At 68.3% G+C, this 16420-nt stretch carries 10 protein-coding genes; 7 read left to right on the plus strand and 3 right to left on the minus strand.

From position 1 onward, the window contains the following. Positions 1 to 125: 125 nt before the first annotated feature. Both CBY09_RS00610 and CBY09_RS00615 read right to left on the minus strand, forming a co-directional pair. Entirely contained in the window at positions 126 to 875 is a 750-nt protein-coding gene (locus CBY09_RS00610) for a LytR/AlgR family response regulator transcription factor (RefSeq protein WP_094285438.1), read from the minus strand. Then, complete coding sequence (locus CBY09_RS00615) at positions 872 to 2140, minus strand: sensor histidine kinase (protein WP_094285439.1); 1269 nt, start codon at positions 2138 to 2140, stop codon at positions 872 to 874. Before CBY09_RS00615 ends, CBY09_RS00610 begins: the two co-directional genes overlap by 4 nt. Positions 2141 to 2192: 52 nt before the next feature. Between CBY09_RS00615 and argH the strand changes: the two genes are divergently transcribed. From argH to CBY09_RS00630, 3 genes are all read left to right on the plus strand, one after another. Beyond that, the gene (gene argH / locus CBY09_RS00620) at positions 2193 to 3662 is read left to right on the plus strand and encodes an argininosuccinate lyase (RefSeq protein ID WP_094285440.1); all 1470 of its coding nucleotides are present in this window, start codon (positions 2193 to 2195) and stop codon (positions 3660 to 3662) included. Between the two features lie 135 nt (positions 3663 to 3797). Continuing rightward, entirely contained in the window at positions 3798 to 4787 is a 990-nt protein-coding gene (locus CBY09_RS00625) for a Bug family tripartite tricarboxylate transporter substrate binding protein (RefSeq protein WP_094285441.1), read from the plus strand. A 116-nt stretch (positions 4788 to 4903) separates the two neighbouring features. Continuing rightward, a complete protein-coding gene (locus CBY09_RS00630; protein WP_094285442.1) occupies positions 4904 to 6343 on the plus strand; it encodes a diguanylate cyclase domain-containing protein in 1440 nt (479 codons plus the stop codon). 58 nt (positions 6344 to 6401) lie between these two features. On the opposite strand, the gene CBY09_RS00635 is transcribed toward CBY09_RS00630, so the two are convergent. Then, on the minus strand, positions 6402 to 7010 hold the full coding sequence (locus tag CBY09_RS00635) for a hypothetical protein (protein ID WP_094285443.1): 609 nt from the start codon (positions 7008 to 7010) through the stop codon (positions 6402 to 6404). 277 nt (positions 7011 to 7287) lie between these two features. Here CBY09_RS00635 and CBY09_RS00640 point away from each other — a divergent pair, with 277 nt between their 5' ends. From CBY09_RS00640 to pbpC, 4 genes are read left to right on the plus strand one after another with little or no spacing between them, the layout of a single operon-like run. Continuing rightward, complete coding sequence (locus CBY09_RS00640; RefSeq protein ID WP_094285444.1) at positions 7288 to 13272, plus strand: alpha-2-macroglobulin family protein; 5985 nt, start codon at positions 7288 to 7290, stop codon at positions 13270 to 13272. A gap of 52 nt (positions 13273 to 13324) precedes the next feature. Beyond that, positions 13325 to 13693 (plus strand): hypothetical protein, encoded by a 369-nt coding sequence (locus CBY09_RS00645; RefSeq protein ID WP_063461250.1) that lies wholly within the window; start codon positions 13325 to 13327, stop codon positions 13691 to 13693. Then, complete coding sequence (locus CBY09_RS00650) at positions 13686 to 14042, plus strand: hypothetical protein (protein ID WP_131798461.1); 357 nt, start codon at positions 13686 to 13688, stop codon at positions 14040 to 14042. Before CBY09_RS00645 ends, CBY09_RS00650 begins: the two co-directional genes overlap by 8 nt. A 22-nt stretch (positions 14043 to 14064) precedes the next feature. Next, positions 14065 to 16386, plus strand: a complete 2322-nt coding sequence (pbpC, locus tag CBY09_RS00655; protein ID WP_094285875.1) for a penicillin-binding protein 1C — start codon at positions 14065 to 14067, stop codon at positions 16384 to 16386. Positions 16387 to 16420 lie beyond the last annotated feature (34 nt).

Below are 16420 nucleotides of genomic sequence, written 5' to 3' on the forward strand. Positions count from 1 at the left end.
GGTGCTCCATTTGCGCAAGGGCTTCTGGGCGAGGCGCGCAGGCCATGGGTGGTGCAGAGGGCGCGCTCCGTGAGCGCTGCCCATGCCGCAGCAGAAAAGTGCGGTGTAGGCCCAGCGGCGCTGGTTCAGCGCGCCAGCTCTTCCCGCACCGCCGCCACCTGCCTGCGCGACACCGCCAGCAGTTCGGTGGAGCCTTGCAGGCGCACGGCCCAGCCCTCGCCCTCCTCGGGGTCGTAGTGTTTCTCCAGCGCCCGCACGGCGCGGCGGGCCACCAGGGCGTTGCGGTGGATGCGCATGAAACGGGGGGCGAACTTGGCTTCGATCTCGCTGAGCGAGCCGTCCATGATGTAGCTGCGGGTGGGGGTGCGCACCGTCACGTACTTTTGTTCGGCCTTGAAGTACAGCACCTCGGCCAGGGGCAGGCGCTCGGTGCGGCCCCGGTCCTGGATCAGCAGGGTTTCGCCTTCGGGCACGCTGGGCGCAGCCACTGGTGCCGGGGCGCGGGCATTGCGCTGCACCTTGGCCAGCGCCTGCTGCAGGCGCTCACGGCGCACGGGCTTGGTGAGGTAGTCCACGGCGTCCAGTTCGAACGCGCTCACCGCGTGGTCGGCATGGGCCGTAACAAACACCACCGCCGGGGGCTGGGGCAAGGCCTGCAGCGCATGCGCCAGCGACAGTCCGTCCTGCCCCGGCATGTGGATGTCCAGCAGCACCAGGTCAAACGCCCGCCCGCCCGTGGGGCCAAGCTGCGCCAGCGCCTCGCCCGCATTGGCAGCTTCGGCCACCGTGATGCGCTGGGTGTCCGTGCAGTCAGACAGCAGGGTGCGCAGGCGGCTGCGGGCCAGGGCTTCGTCGTCAACGATGAGGATGTTCATGGGCGGTCAAAGGGTGGGTGGTCGTCCAGGGGCGCATGTTCGTCAGGTGCGGGCACCGCGCCCCGGCGCAGCGGTGGCGCCCCCCGGCGCACGGGGTGCCGTGCGCGGGAGGGGGGGCCGGGGTTCTTTTTGGGCTCGGGCGCCGGCAGCGAGATGCGCACCTGGTACAGGCCGTCCTGCACGCCCGCCGTGAATTCGCCCTGCACGTCGTGCAGCAGTGCCAGCCGCGCGCGCACATTCGCCAGCGCAATGCCATGCCCCTTGCTGCTGCCCGCACCGGCGTCGTCCGGCGCGCCATGGCGGCCATCCTTGGGGGGCAGGGTGTTGGTGATGCGCACCACCACGCGGCTGCCGCGCAGCTCGGTCAGCACCCGCAGCTTGCCGCCGCGCGCACTGGGCTCCACGCCGTGTTTGACGGCGTTCTCGACCAGCGGCTGCAGCAGCAGCGGGGGCAGGCGGGCGGCGTCGGTGCGTGGGTCCAGGTTCCACTGCACCTGCAGGCGCTTGCCAAACCGTACCTCTTCAATGGCCAGGTAGCGGCGCGCGAGCGTGATCTCTTCGGCCAGTGTGACCGATTCGCCTTGCTCCACCAGGGCCACGCGGAACAGGTCGGAGAGGTCTTCCAGCAGCGACTCGGCCTTGGCCGGTTCTTCGCGCACCAGGGCGATGGCGCTGTTGAGGGTGTTGAACAGGAAGTGTGGACGGATGCGCGACTGCAGCTCGGTCAGGCGCGCCGTGGTGGCTGCCGGGGTGCGTCCCCGTGCGCGCAGCACCAGCGCGGCCACCAGCATGGCGGCCAGCAGGGCGCCCGTGGCGGCACTGGCCAGCCAGGGGGGCGACGCAGCCATGCCCACCAGCGCCAGCATGCCGCACCCGTAAGCGCCGGCCAGCGCCCCCAGCAGCACACCTGCCGCATATTGCTGCGCGGTGGACAGGCGCTGCAGCACGGTCTTGAGGCTGCAGGCCGTGATCAGCCACACCAGCGTGGCGGGCAGGGCGCCGCCTGTGAGTAGCGCCAGACTGGCCAGCCACTGCAGCGGGCTGCTGGCGCCATACATGGCCCCTACGCCCACCACCGCTTCCACAAACAGCACAGCACGCAGCACCACACCGACCTGGCAGGCATCAAACACCAGGGCCCGACCGCGCGGCGGCTGCCCGCCTGGCCCGGCGCCCGCAGCGGCCCGCACGCTGCGCGCGGACCGTTCCGGAGGGGCGGAATCCGGCAGCGGGGGCTGGGTCGATAAAATTTGCGTGTTTTGCATTGCGGCGCCCGGGTAGTCCGGGTGTCTGAACTTCCGGATTATTGCCCTCCTTATGTCCAAAGCCCAAGCCACCAGCGCTGACTCTGCGCCGTCCCACAACCAGCTCGACACCAAGGCCCAGGCCTGGTCGGCGCTGTTCTCCGAGCCCATGAGCGACCTGGTCAAGCGCTACACCTCCAGCGTGTTCTTCGACAAGCGCCTGTGGCAGGCCGACATTGCGGGCAGTCTGGCGCATGCCGAGATGCTGGCGGCCCAGGGGGTGATCAGTGCCGAAGACCACGTGTCCATTCAGCGCGGCATGGCGCAGATCAAGCAGGAGATCGAATCCGGTGCCTTTGAATGGAAGCTGGATCTGGAAGACGTGCATCTGAACATCGAGGCGCGCCTGACCCAGCTGGTGGGCGACGCTGGCAAGCGCCTGCACACCGGCCGCAGCCGCAACGACCAGGTGGCCACCGACGTGCGCCTGTGGCTGCGCGGCGAGATTGATCTGATTGGCGACCTGCTGAAAGAGCTGCAGGTCTCGCTGGTGGATGTGGCCGAACAGAACGTGGACGTGATCCTGCCCGGCTTCACCCACCTGCAGGTGGCCCAGCCGGTGAGCTTTGGTCACCACATGCTGGCCTATGTAGAGATGTTCAAGCGCGACGCCGAGCGCATGGCCGACGTGCGCCGCCGCACCAATGTGCTGCCGCTGGGCAGCGCGGCCTTGGCCGGCACCACCTACCCGCTGGACCGCGAGCGCGTCGCAAAAACCCTGGGCATGGAGGGCGTGTGCCAGAACAGCCTGGACGCCGTGAGCGACCGCGACTTCGCCATCGAATTCACCGCCGCCGCCAGCCTGTGCATGGTGCACGTGAGCCGCCTGTCCGAAGAACTCATCATCTGGATGAGTCAGAACTTCGGCTTCATCAAGATCGCCGACCGCTTCACCACCGGCTCTTCGATCATGCCGCAGAAGAAGAACCCCGACGTGCCCGAACTGGCGCGCGGCAAGACCGGCCGCGTGGTCGGCCACCTGATGGGCCTGATCACGCTGATGAAGGGCCAGCCCCTGGCCTACAACAAGGACAACCAGGAAGACAAGGAGCCGCTGTTTGACACGGTGGATACGCTCAAGGACACACTGCGCATCTTTGCCGAGATGGTGGGCGGTCAGTTGAACCCCGCCACGGGCAAGAAGGAAGGCGGCATTACTGTCAACGCGCCCGCCATGGAGCAGGCCGCGCTCAAGGGCTATGCCACGGCGACAGACCTGGCCGACTACCTGGTCAAGAAGGGGCTGCCCTTCCGTGACGCGCACGAGACGGTGGCCCATGCAGTGAAGGCGGCCACCACACACGCCTGCGACCTGTCGGAGCTGCCCCTGGCCGTGCTGCAGGGCTTCCACCCGGCCATCGAGAAAGACGTGTACGAGTGCCTGAGCCTGCGTGGTTCGCTCAACGCGCGCAACACGCTGGGCGGCACCGCGCCTGCGCAGGTGCGCGCCCAGCTGGCCCGCCACCGCGCACGCCTGGGCTGAAGTCTGTGCTGCTGCGCTGCTGTGGCTTTGCTTGTGGCCGCAGTGGGTGCCGCCGTATGGATGCCCGCGTTCGGCGGGCCTGAATCTTGCACCGTGCATTGACGGAACACCACCCCTTTTTCCGGAGTTTTTCCCATGACAACGACCCGCCGTCATCTGCTGTCCCGCCTGGTGCGCACTGGAGCCTTTGTGGGCGCTGCGCTGGCCGTGGGCCTGGCATCGGCCCAGTCGGCCAAGCCCATCCGCCTGCTGGTGGGTTTCCCGCCCGGTGGCGGCACCGACGCCATTGCGCGCACGCTGGCCGAAAAACTCAAGGACGAGCTGGGCCAGCCTGTGGTGGTCGAGAACCGACCCGGCGCGGGCGGCCAGATCGCCGCGCAGGCGCTCAAGGCCTCGGCGCCCGATGGCACCACGCTGTTCCTCACGCACGACCACACCATCTCCATCCTGCCCCAGGTGGTGAAAAACCCCGGCTTCGACCCCGCGCGCGACTTCGTGGCCGTGGGCGGTTTTGCCACCTTTGTGAATGCGTTTGCCGTCTCGGGCGGTACGCCTGCGAAGTCGTTCACCGAGTACGTGGGCTGGGTCAAGACGTCGGGTGGTGGCAAGGGCGCGGTGGGTATTCCCGCCCCGGCGTCCACACCCGAGTTCCTGGTCAAGCTGATCGGGCAGAAGTACCAGCTGGACCTGGTCTCGGCGCCTTACCGGGGCAGTGCACCCATGATGGCTGACATGCTGGGCAACCAGATTGGTGCGGGCGTGGCCTCGGTGCAGGACTTCATGGAGAACCACAAGGCCGGCAAGGTGCGTGTGGTGGGCGTGCTGGGCACCAAGCGCCAGGCTGCCATGCCCGACGTGCCCACGTTTGACGAAATGGGCCTCAAGGGCTTTGAAGACCTGCCGTACTACGGCATCTATGCGCCCACCGGCACGCCGCAGAAGTTCATTACCGACTTCTCCAGCGCACTGGCCAAGGTGGTGGCCCAGCCCGATGTGCGCGACCACCTTACGGCCATGGGCCTCACGGTGGGCCATATGTCGCCCCAGCAACTGGCTGCGCGCGAGAAGGCCTACACCGAGGCCTGGGCGCGCATCATCAAGACCAGCGGCTTCGTGGCGCAGTAAGCAGGCGGGGCGGCAAGCCCCGCGCAAGCCGTGTTCGCTTATGCTGTGCCCGGCTTCCGCGCTCCGGGCGCAGTCTCGGTGCGCAAGGGGCCTTTTTTTGCACTCCTTCTTCCCCCATGCCCACCAGCCGCCTTCCTTCCAACTGGATCCAGCATCGGTACCTGCCCCTGGTGGTGGGGGCATGCAGCGGCGCGCTGGCTGCGCTGCTGGCCTGGGTGGTCATCGACATCTCGCACACCAAGGCGCGGGCCGAGATCGCGGCCCAGGCGCAAAGCCATTTGCTGCAGATCCGTGACCGGCTGGACCGGCAACTGCAAAGTACCTTGTCGGTGCCCGAAACGGTGGCCGCCTTTATCGCCGCGCAGGGCAGCATGGCGCCCGAGATTTTTGCCACCGTGGTCGGTCGCCTGCTGGAGCACCAGCGCAACATCCGCAACCTGGCGCTGGCGCCCGACAACGTGATCGCCGATGTGTATCCGCGCGTGGGCAACGAGCGAGCCATTGGTCTGCGTTACCTCGACAACCCTCAGCAGCGCGGGGCGGTGGAGCGGGCCATCCAGTCCCGCCGCACGGTGGTGGCGGGCCCCATCCCCCTGGTGCAGGGCGGGCTGGGCATCATCAGCCGCACGCCGGTGTTTCTGGCCCACCCGCCCGAGCGGCCGCCCGTGGGTGGGCCGCAGTACTGGGGCATTGTGTCGCTCACGGTCAATGCCGACACCTTGTTTGCCGATGTGGGGCTCAACACGGAGCAGATGGGTTTCCAGGTGGCGGCGCGAGGCCTGGACGCCATGGGGGCACAGGGCGCGGTGTTCATTGGCCGCCCCCAGTTGTTTGACGAGGCGCCTGCCACGCTCGATGTGCCGCTGCCTGGGGGCGGCAGCTGGATCCTGGGGGCGGTGCCCAGCGGCGGCTGGGCGGCAGCGGGCCGTGCCCCCACGCTGGTGGTGATGCTGGCCTATGCATTTGCGCTGGTGCTGGGCCTGCTCAGTGCGCGGCTGGTGCGGGCCCATCAGCAGGTGCTGGCCCTGGCCAGCCACGACCGCCTCACGGGGCTGCCCAACCGGCGCCTGTTTGAAGACCGCCTCTCGCAGGCGGCGTTGGCGGCCTACCGCGACCACCGTGCCGGTGCGCTTTTGCTGGTGGATCTGGACGGCTTCAAGGCCGTGAACGACAGCCAGGGCCATGGCAGTGGCGACCAGGTGCTGGTCCGTGTCGCGCAGCGCCTGTCGGGTCTGGCGCGTGCCAACGACACGGCGGCCCGGCTGGGTGGGGATGAGTTTGCCCTGGTGCTCAACGCGGTGGATTCACCCGATGCGGCCATGGAAATGGCCCACAAGGTGCTGGCAGCACTGGTGGCGCCCATTGGGCTCGACAACGGTCAGCATGTGCTGATTGGCGCCAGCATCGGGGTGGCGCTGTTCCAGGGCCCGGCGGTGGAGGCGCTGCCTGCGCTGATGGACCGCGCCGATCGCGCGCTCTACGCCAGCAAACACGGTGGCAAGGGGCTGGCTACGCTGGCTGATTCCCCGGGGGGCGCCGCAGCGCAACCGGGCTGACCCACGCGGGGCAGGGGGCCTGCGGGCCTGCAGGTTTTTTCCCCTCCTCGGTTTGTTTTCAGTGCAGGGCCGCTTGCGGCTCTGCCCGGGGCGTGCCACCCAGGCCATGCCCCATTTTTGTGCCCGCCTCGGGCGGTGGCAGCACGGCGGGCAGGCCCAGTGCCTGGATGGCAAGTTCGCGGTGCCAGCCCTGGATGTGGTGCAGGTGGTGTTCTTCGTTTTTCTCCACGGCCTTGTGGGCAGCCTTCAGCGTCTGGCCCACGTCGCCCACCGCCACCCGGGCCACCCGGCCCAACAACTCCCATTGGGCATGGTTGCTGGTTTCGGTGTGCAGCACACATTCGCAGGCCACCAGCTGGGCGGTGTCCGGGTCGCAAGTGCGCTGGGCCGTCTCGATGGCCTGCACCCATGTGTCGCCCAGCTGCCGCGTCACGGCCCGCGCGGCGGTGGGGGCGTCCGGGTCCAGGCCCAGCGCGTCGCACATGCGGCGCACCACGCCCTGGTGCGCCTGGCTGTCCCGCAGGTAGCCTTGCCATTCCTTCTTCAGGGCCGGGAGGTGGGCGCAGGCGAGGGCGGCACGGTACACCCGCTCGCCCACCTGTTCGGTCTCCATCATCTGCAGCACCAGCTCGTCCAGTTGGTGGCTGTCGTAATGCACGCGGTTCATGGCATCTCCTTACAGTGGATTGGCGTGGGCCGCGCTGGGCTGGGCGAGGGCCGCGCAACGCAGCAGCTTGGAACAGGTTTTTTGCCAGTGTGCGCACTTTGGGCGGGCCTGTCCATGGGGGAAAAAGCCCGATGGCAGCCTGGCCGTCGGCATACGTAAGCGCTTGCAACGCTGCGCTGGCGGCGGTGCCGTTTTGTTACGCTCGCAGGTCGTGCAATTCCCCTTCCCCGCGCGGGGCCACTGGGGACGTCCGCCCTGGTTCCTTCGGAGGGGAAAAATGAACAAAAAACAATGGATGCTGGCGGCCAGCCTGTCGCTGGTGGCCTGGGGGGCGCAGGCCCTGCAGATCAGCAGCTTTTCGCCGCAGGGCGAAGTGGCGCAGGTGCGCCAGGTGGTGGCCAAGTTTGATGCCGCTGCCGTCAACTTTGGCGATCCCAAGGCTCCGGCGCCGCTGACCCTGAGCTGCAGCGACGCCAGCGCGGCCAAAGGTACGGGCCGCTGGACGGGTGAGCGCGAATGGGTGTTCGACTTCGAGCGCGACCTGCCGCCCGGCGTGCGCTGCATCGCCACCGTCAAACCAGGGTTCAAATCGGCCCTTGGCGTGGATCTGGCGGGCGTAAAAAGCTATCAATTCAATAGCGGTGGACCGTTTGTGCAGGTCATCCGCCCCAATACCTACGAACAGATCGACGAAGAGCAGTTCTTTGTGCTGCAGCTCAATGGGCCTGCCACCACGGCCAGCGTCCAGGCCAATGTCTGGTGCACGATGGAAGGCGTGGGCGAGCGCGTGCCGGTGCGCCTGATCGAGGGTGCGCAGCGCGCCGAAATCCTGAAAACGCTGGGGCTGGAAAAAAGCGCGGCCAGGGAGCCTTTGCAGTACGCCACGCTGGCCTGCAACCGGCGCTTCACCTCGGGTTCGCGCATGCAGATCGTGTTTGGCAAGGGCGTGGCCACGCCCAGCGGTGTGCCCAACACGGTGGAAAAGCGCTTCGAATTCAAGGTGCGCGAGCCGTTTTCTGCCGAGTTCAGCTGCGAACGCGAAAACGCCCAGGCCGCCTGCCTGCCCATCCGCCCGTTGCAGCTGTCCTTCAACACGCCAGTGCCGCGCAGCCTGGCCACGGCCATCCGCCTCAAGTCGGCCAAGGAAACCCTCAAGCCCCAGACCGATGGCGGCATCGAAAGCCAGAAGGGCGATGCGCTGGTCAACAGCGTGCAGTTTGCCGCGCCCCTGGCCGAAAACACGGCCTTCACGCTGGAGCTGCCCAAGGACTTCAAGGACGCCTCGGGCCGCCCGTTGCGCAATGCCGAGAGTTTCCCGCTCAAGGTGTCCACCGGCGGCATGCCGCCCCTGGCCAAGTTTGCGGCGGCGCCGTTTGGCATCGTCGAGCGTTTTGCCGAAGGCCCCGCGTCAGACAAGCCCCCCGCATTGCTGCCGGTGACCTTGCGCAATGTGGAAGCCGCCCTGCGCGTGCAGGGCCTGCAGCCGGGCACCCCTGGTGCGGCCGCCCCTGCGGGCAAGGTGAGCACGCTCCAGCCCGGCACCGACGCCGAGATCATTGCCTGGTTCCGCAAGGTCAAGCGCTATGACAACTACCTGGTGGACCGCAAGCAGGCGCGCCAGGACGTGACCGGCCCACTGCCCAAGGTGCTGGACGACGACCGCAGCCATGTGCAAAGCCGCATGGTGTCGCTGCTGGCAGGCAAGGGGGGCGTGAAGACGCTGGACCTGCCCAAACCCGCGAACAACGACCCGCGCCCGTTCGAGGTGGTGGGCATCCCGCTGCCGCCCGGTTTCCATGTGGTGGAGATCGCGTCGCAAAAGCTCGGCGCCTCGCTGCTGGACGACCGCCATGGTGAGGGCCGCACGATGTATGTGCGCACCTCGGCGCTGGTGACCAACCTGGGCGTGCACTTCAAGCTGGGCCGCGAGAACGCCATGGCCTGGGTGACCACGCTGGACAAGGGCCAGCCCGTGCAGGGCGCCCAGGTGCGCGTGTCCGACTGCCGGGGCAACGAGGTGGGCACGGCCACCACCGACGCCCAGGGCGTGGCCCGGATCGAGGGGCTGTCGTCTGAGGCGCCCACCTGCAGCGGCGACGACTGGACCCAGGCCTACTTTGTGAGCGCGCGCTCCAAGGGGGCCGACGGGGTGGAGGACATGGCCTTCACCTGGAGTGACTGGCAGCGTGGCATCGAGCCCTGGCGCTTCAACGTGCCCACCCACACCGGTCCGCGCCCCACCGAGCGGGCCCACACCATCTTCGACCGTACCCTGTTCCGTGCGGGCGAAACCGTGTCGATGAAGCACCTGCTGCGCACCGAAACCCGCAAGGGCTTTGGCCTGCCCGATGCGCGGCCTGAAACCCTGGTCATCACCCACCTGGGCAGCGGCCAGCAGTTCACCCAGCCGCTGGCCTGGCGCGGCACCGCCACCGGTGGCCTCAGTGCCCAGAGCAGTTTTGCCATTCCGCCCGCCGCCAAGCTGGGTGTGTACCAGGTGGAGTTGCGCAACGATGCGGACAACGAACGCAGCTTCGGCTCGGGCGAGTTCCGGGTCGAGGAGTTCCGCCTGCCGGTGCTGGAGGGCCGCATTGCGCCCGCCGACAAGAAGGCGCTGGTACGAGTCCGCTCGGTGCCCACCGATGTGCAGATCAACTACGTGGCCGGTGGCGGCGCAGCCCACCTGCCGGTGCGTGTGTCGGCCATGGTGCGCGGCAAGACCCTGCAGTACAGCGACTACGAGGCGTTCAGCTTTTACCCGCCACGCAAGCGCGATGCGTCCAATGCCAGCAGCGACGATGAAGAAGCCACCGCCAGCCAGGATGCACGCGTGATTGCCGACAAGCTGCCGCTCACGCTCAACAAGGACGGCGCGGGCAAGCTCACCATCGACAACGTGCCCCAGGCGCGCCAGCCGCAGGAACTGGTGATGGAAGCCACCTACGCCGACCCCAATGGCGAGGTGCAGACCCTCCGCAGCGTGCAGGCCCTGTGGCCGGCGGGCGTGGTGGCAGGCATCAAGACCGAGGGCTGGGTGTCGGCCCGCCAGAAGATCCGCTTCCAGGCGCTGGCGCTGCAGCACGTGGGCAAACCCGCACCCGACACCGCGCTGCAGGTGCAGGCCATTGCGCGCATCACCACCACCACCCGCAAGCGCATGGTGGGGGGCTTCTACAGCTACGACAACCAGACCGAAACCAAGGACCTGGGCACGCTGTGCAGTGGCAAGGCCGACGCGCGTGGCCTGCTGCTGTGCGAATCCAAACTCGACGAACCCGGCGAGGTGGAGCTGGTGGTGACAGCTACCGACAAGGACGGCAACACCAGCGTGGCCGCGTCGTCGGTGTGGGTCACACGCCAGGGCGAGCTGTGGTTTGGTGGCGAAGACCACGACCGCATCGACCTGCTGCCCGAGAAGAAGAGCTACCAGCCGGGCGAGACCGCCAAATTCCAGGTGCGCATGCCGTTCCGCTACGCCACGGCGCTGGTGGCGGTGGAGCGCGAAGGCATCATCGACACGCAGGTGGTGCAGCTCAACGGGCAAGACCCCACGGTGAGCCTCAAGATCCAGCCCGAGTGGGGCCCCAACGTGTACGTGAGCGTGCTGGCCCTGCGCGGCCGCCTGCGCGAAGTGCCGTGGTACAGCTTCTTCACCTGGGGTTTCAAGTCGCCGCGCGAATGGTGGACATCCTTCTGGTACGAAGGCCGTGAGTACCAGGCGCCCACTGCGCTGGTGGACCTCTCCAAGCCCGCCTACCGCCTGGGCCTGGCCGAGATCCGTGTGGGCACGCAGGCCCACCAGATCGATGTGAAGGTGCAGGCCGACAAGGAAAGCTATGCCGTGCGCGGCAAGGCGCAGGTCACCATCACTGCAACGCTGCCGGGCGGCAAGCCCGCCGCGAATGCCGAGGTGGCCGTGGCCGCCGTGGACCAGGCGCTGCTGGAGCTGATGCCCAACAACAGCTGGAACCTGCTCGAAGCCATGCTGCAGCGCCGCAGCTGGGGCGTGGAGACATCGACGGCGCAGATGGAAATCATCGGCCGCCGCCACTATGGCAAGAAGGCCGTGCCCGCAGGCGGTGGCGGCGGCAAGGCGCAGACGCGCGAGCTGCTCGACACGCTGCTGCTGTGGCAGCCCGCCATCCAGCTCGACGCCAACGGCCAGGCCAAGGTGACGGTGCCGCTCAACGATGCACTCACCACCTTCAAGATCGTGGCCGTGGCCGATGCGTCCACCGGCCTGTTCGGCACCGGCAGCACCAGCATCCGCGCCACGCAGGATTTGCAGATCATCAGCGGCCTGCCGCCCCTGGTGCGCGAGGACGACCAGTTCCGCGCCCAGCTCACGCTGCGCAACACCACCAAGGCCGCGATGAAGGTCGAGGTGGCGCCGCGCGCCACCCTGCTGGACCTGAAGCCTCAGACGGTGGACATCCCCGCCGGTGAATCGCGCGAGGTGGCGTGGACGGTGACCGCGCCCGCGCAGCTCGCGCAGACCCGCACCCAGGCCATCCTGTGGGAGATCGAGGCCAAGGACACGGTCAGTGGCGCGCGCGACGCGCTCAAGGCGAGCCAGAAGCTGATCCCGGCCGTGCCGCTCACGGTGCAGCAGGCCACGCTGGTGCAGGTCGATGGCAGCTTCAACCTGGATGTGAACCCGCCCGCCGATGCGCTGCCCGGGCGCGGCGGCCTGAAGATGTCGCTGCAGCCCAAGCTGGCCGAAGGCCTGCCCGGCGTGCGCGACTGGTGGGCACGCTACCCCTTTGCCTGCCTGGAGCAAAAGACCAGCAAGGCCGTGGGCCTGCGCGACGGTGCGCTGTGGCAGACCGTGGTGGCGCAGCTGCCCACTTACCTCGACAGCGAGGGCCTGGCCAACTACTTCCCGCCGCGCGATGGCGACAGCAACCGGGGCAGCGACACGCTCACGGCCTACGTTCTGGCTGCCACGCACGAGGCCGCCGCCATCAACCCCGCGTTTGCACTGCCGGACGACGTGCGCGCACCCATGGAGCGCGGCCTGATCGCCTTCATCGAAGGCCGCATCGAGCGCAGCTTCTGGAGCCCGCGCAAGGACCTGGACATGCGCAAGCTCGCCGCCATCGAGGCGCTGTCGCGCTACGGCAAGGCCCAGGGCCGCATGGTGAGCAGCATCACCATCGCACCGAACCAGTGGCCCACGCATGCGGTGATCGACTGGGTGAATGTCCTGAAGCGCGTGGCCGATGTGCCCCAGCGCGACCAGCGCCTGGCCGAAGCCCAGCAGATCCTGCGCGCGCGCCTGTCGTTCCAGGGCACCAAGCTCATCTTCAGCACCGAGCAGGATGACTACTGGTGGTGGCTGATGCAAAACGGTGATGTGAACACCGCGCGCCTGATGCTGGCCGTGATGGACGACCCGGCCTGGAAGGACGACATGGGCCGCCTGGCCAACGGCTTCATCAGCCGCCAGCAGGCAGGTGCCTGGCATACCACCACGGCCAACCTGTGGGGCGGCCTGGCGCTGGAAAAATTCAGTGCCAAGTTCGAGGCCGTGCCGGTGTCCGGCACCACCAAGGCCAGCATGGGTGGCAATGCTGCCAGCGTGGACTGGAGCAAGGTCGAGCGCGTGAAGACCAGCGACCTGACCGGTGCGCCCCACCAGGGCACCTGGTTTGGTGCGCCCGCATCGCCGGGCAACCTGAAGAACAACGGCATGTTCCTGCCCTGGAGCAAAACAGGTGGCAAGGAGCAGCTCGCCGTCACCCACCAGGGTCCCGGCAAGCCGTGGCTCACGCTGCAGTCGGTGGCGGCCGTTCAGCTCAAGGCGCCGTTTGCAGCAGGCTATGCCATCACCAAGACCATCACGCCGGTAGAGCAGGCCAACAAGTCGCTGCCCGCAGGCCAGTACACACGCGGCGACGTGTTGCGTGTGACGCTGGAGGTGAACGCCAGCGCCGACATGACCTGGGTGGCCATCACCGACCCGATCCCGGGCGGTGCCACCATCCTGGGCAGCGGCCTGGGCCGAGATTCCGCCATCGCCACGCAGGGCGAAAAGGCGCGCACCGGCCCCGGCTGGCCCGCGTTCGAGGAGCGCAGCTTCGAGTCCTTCCGCAGCTACTACGAGTACCTGCCCAAGGGCACGGTCAAGATGGAATACACCGTGCGCCTGAACAACGTGGGTGACTTTGCACTGCCGCCAAGCCGTGTCGAGGCGATGTACGCGCCCGAGATGTTTGGCGAGTTCCCCAACGCGCGGGTGAAGGTGGAGGCGGCCCGGTAGGCCGCAGCGCCATGCCTCCTCCTGTGACGAGCCTGCCTGGTTGCAGTCCGCCATGAGTCTCAGTGTTTTCGTCGAGCTGCGGTTCTGGCTGCTGGTGGTGTTTTCGCTGGTGCTGCCAGCGGGCATCTACGCGCTGCTGCTGGCCACGCGCTCTATCTCGCGCATGGCGGTGCTGGGTTTTGGCGTGGCGCTGGTGCTGATTGCGGGGGTGGATGTGTACCTGCTGCAGTCGCTCGCGTCCCTGGCCAAGACCACGCCGTCGCTGGCGGACGACGCGGTGTTCATCTCCGAGCTGTCCATTGCACTGTACGTGCTGCCCGTGGTGTTTGGCGGCATCGGCGTCAACCTGATGTCGCATGTGCTGCTGCGCCACCTGAGCGAGGCGGAAACCCGGTTTGACCGGGAGCATCCCGATGATTGAACGGCGGCCATCCCTCTTCTTGCGCCCCGCGTGGTGCGCGGTGCTGGCGGGTGCCCCGCTGGCCGCGCACGCCCACGGGCAGGAGGTGCTGGCCATGGCCTACGCCCAGGTTGCTGTAGTGGCGGTGTGCTTGCTGCTGGCGTGGTGGGTGCCCCCGCTGCGCGGGGCCCGCTGGTGGGCAGTGCTGGGCTGTGCAGCCGGGGTGATGGTGGCCTGGGGGCGGGTGCTGGATCTGCCCCGCCAGTCCCACGCGGCCGAGATCATGGCCTGGCTGGTGCTCGCGCCGCTGCTGGGCGCCGCTGGGGCTGTGGCCTGGGCGCGAATTCGCAGAGGCCGCGATGGCCGCTGAGTCGGTGCGTGCTGTGCGCTGCATGTGCTCGCGGCTGCGGCATGCCCTGGGTGTGCAACTGTTGGTAGCTATATTTTTTGTAGCTATCACGGCAAGTCCAGCGCGCGCAATCCCCACTTTTGACGAGGTGCGTGCTGATTTCAAGCCTTCCGACACCGTGCTGCTCTCGCGCGAAGGCGAGGTGCTGCAGCGCCTGCGCACCGATCCCACGGTGCGGCGTGGCCAGTGGGTGCCGCTGGCTGACATCTCGCCCGCGCTGCGCCAGGCGCTGGTGCTGAGCGAGGACAAGCGTTTTTTTGAACACAGCGGCGTGGATTGGCGCGCCGCATCGGCTGCCGCCTGGGGCAACCTGTGGAACCAGCGCACGCGCGGTGCCAGCACCATCACCATGCAGCTGGCCGGGCTCCTGGATGGTGACTGGCGCCAAGGCCCGGGCGGGCGCACCGTGGTGCAAAAGCTGGGGCAGACGGTGGCGGCCCAGGTGCTGGACCGGCGCTGGCGCAAGGACCAGATCCTGGAGGCCTACCTCAACCTTGTGCCGTTTCGCAGCGAGCTGGTGGGCATTGATGCGCTCAGCCGCACGCTGTTTGGCAAGGCTGCGCATGGCCTGGACGACCGCGAAGCGGCGGTGGCCGCTGCCCTGGTGCGCGCGCCCAATGCGCGGCCTGCGCTGGTGGCGCAGCGCGCTTGCGGCGTGCTGCGCGATATGCAGCGGGGCGCCCGTATCGACTGCGATGCGCTCGACCTGTTCACCACCGCCGCGCTGCAGCGCCGCGCGTTTGACGCGAGCGAAGGCGTGGCTCCGCACTTTGCGCGCCACCTGCTGCGCCAGCGTTTTGGCAAGGACGCTGCGGTGCCCGAGCGTGTGCTGAGCACGCTGCGCGCGCCCCTGCAGCGTTTTGCCATGCAGACCCTGCAGCAGCACCTGCGCGAGCTGCGCGGGCGCAATGTGGAAGACGGTGCGGTGCTGGTGCTCGACAACGCCACGGGTGCGGTGCTGGCCTGGGTGGGCTCATCGGGCCAGCTCAGCCAGGCGAGCGAGGTGGACGGCGTGCTGGCGCTGCGCCAGCCAGGCTCCACGCTCAAGCCCTTTCTGTACGGGCAGGCAATTGCGGAGCGCCGCCTCACGGCCGCGTCGCTGGTAGACGACTCGCCCGCGCACATCGCCACGGCGGGCGGGCTCTACATCCCGCAGAACTACGACCGGCAGTTCAAGGGCTGGGTGTCGGTGCGCACAGCGCTGGCGGCCTCGCTCAACGTGCCGGCGGTGCGCACGCTGGTCATGGTCACGCCCGACGCGTTCCACCGCCAGCTGGGCGCCATGGGTCTGCCGCTGCGCGAAAGTGGCGACTATTTTGGCTACAGCCTGGCGCTGGGCAGCCCCGAGGTGCCGCTGCTGCACCTGACCAATGCGTTCCGCACGCTGGCCAACGGCGGGCGGCTCAGCCCGGTGGCGCTGGCTGCGCTTGGACCGGGGCGGGCTCCCGCTTTCACTGCGGCCCTGGACCCGCGCGCGGCCTTCATCGTGGGCGACATCCTTTCGGACGGCAATGCGCGTGCGCGCACCTTCGGCACCGACAGCGTGCTGGCCACGCGCTTCTGGACGGCGGTGAAAACCGGCACCAGCAAGGACATGCGCGACAACTGGGCCATGGGCTGGTCGGAGCGCTACACCGTGGGCGTATGGGTGGGCAACGCCAGTGGCGCGGCCATGCACGACGTGAGCGGCACCAGCGGCGCGGCGCCCATCTGGGCGGCGGTGATGGGCTTCTTGCACGCCCGCGAGCCCAGCCGTGCGCCCAAGGCCCCGGCGGGCCTGCTCCAGGCCGGGGTGCGGTTTGGCCCGGGGCCTGTGGCCGGTGGCATGCCGGGCGGTGCGCCCGAGCCCCGCGCGCCGCTGGAGGCCGCGCGCAGCGAATGGTTTCTGCAAGGCACGCAGCAAGCCTTGTTTGCTATTGATTCAATAGCTGAAAAGGCATACCCATCGCGCGCAGAAGGCCAAAAAGGCTTCAAAAAATCGCCCACCCAGGTGGTGGACACGCCTTCCGCCCCCGCCCGCATCACCGCGCCCGCGCCCGGCACCATCATTGCGCTGGACCCGGACATCCCCCCCGCGCGCCAGCGCCTGCAGTTCACGGCCACGGGCGACGGGCTGCTCTGGCGCATGGATGGCAAGCCGCTGGGCCGGGGCCCGCGTGTGGCCTGGCTGCCCTGGCCGGGGCGGCATGTGGTGCAGATCACCGACGCGCGCGGGCAGGTGCTGGACGAGATCCGCATCGAGGTGCGCGGGGCGGGCGTGGCGGCGGGGGCTGTGGCGCCCCCGATAAGGGCTGCTGCGCATTGACGCGCCCAAAGCCGAGGAATACGGTGTGATTTAC

The sequence above is a fragment of the Acidovorax kalamii genome (assembly GCF_002245625.1).
GTDB lineage: Bacteria > Pseudomonadota > Gammaproteobacteria > Burkholderiales > Burkholderiaceae_C > Acidovorax > Acidovorax kalamii.

Coding starts and splice junctions, on each gene's coding strand:
- CBY09_RS00610 (WP_094285438.1), bottom strand. CDS start 875: ATGAACATCCTCATCGTTGACGACGAAGCCCTGGCCCGCAGCCGCCTG.
- CBY09_RS00615 (WP_094285439.1), bottom strand. CDS start 2,140: ATGCAAAACACGCAAATTTTATCGACCCAGCCCCCGCTGCCGGATTCC.
- argH (WP_094285440.1), top strand. CDS start 2,193: ATGTCCAAAGCCCAAGCCACCAGCGCTGACTCTGCGCCGTCCCACAAC.
- CBY09_RS00625 (WP_094285441.1), top strand. CDS start 3,798: ATGACAACGACCCGCCGTCATCTGCTGTCCCGCCTGGTGCGCACTGGA.
- CBY09_RS00630 (WP_094285442.1), top strand. CDS start 4,904: ATGCCCACCAGCCGCCTTCCTTCCAACTGGATCCAGCATCGGTACCTG.
- CBY09_RS00635 (WP_094285443.1), bottom strand. CDS start 7,010: ATGAACCGCGTGCATTACGACAGCCACCAACTGGACGAGCTGGTGCTG.
- CBY09_RS00640 (WP_094285444.1), top strand. CDS start 7,288: ATGAACAAAAAACAATGGATGCTGGCGGCCAGCCTGTCGCTGGTGGCC.
- CBY09_RS00645 (WP_063461250.1), top strand. CDS start 13,325: ATGAGTCTCAGTGTTTTCGTCGAGCTGCGGTTCTGGCTGCTGGTGGTG.
- CBY09_RS00650 (WP_131798461.1), top strand. CDS start 13,686: ATGATTGAACGGCGGCCATCCCTCTTCTTGCGCCCCGCGTGGTGCGCG.
- pbpC (WP_094285875.1), top strand. CDS start 14,065: ATGTGCTCGCGGCTGCGGCATGCCCTGGGTGTGCAACTGTTGGTAGCT.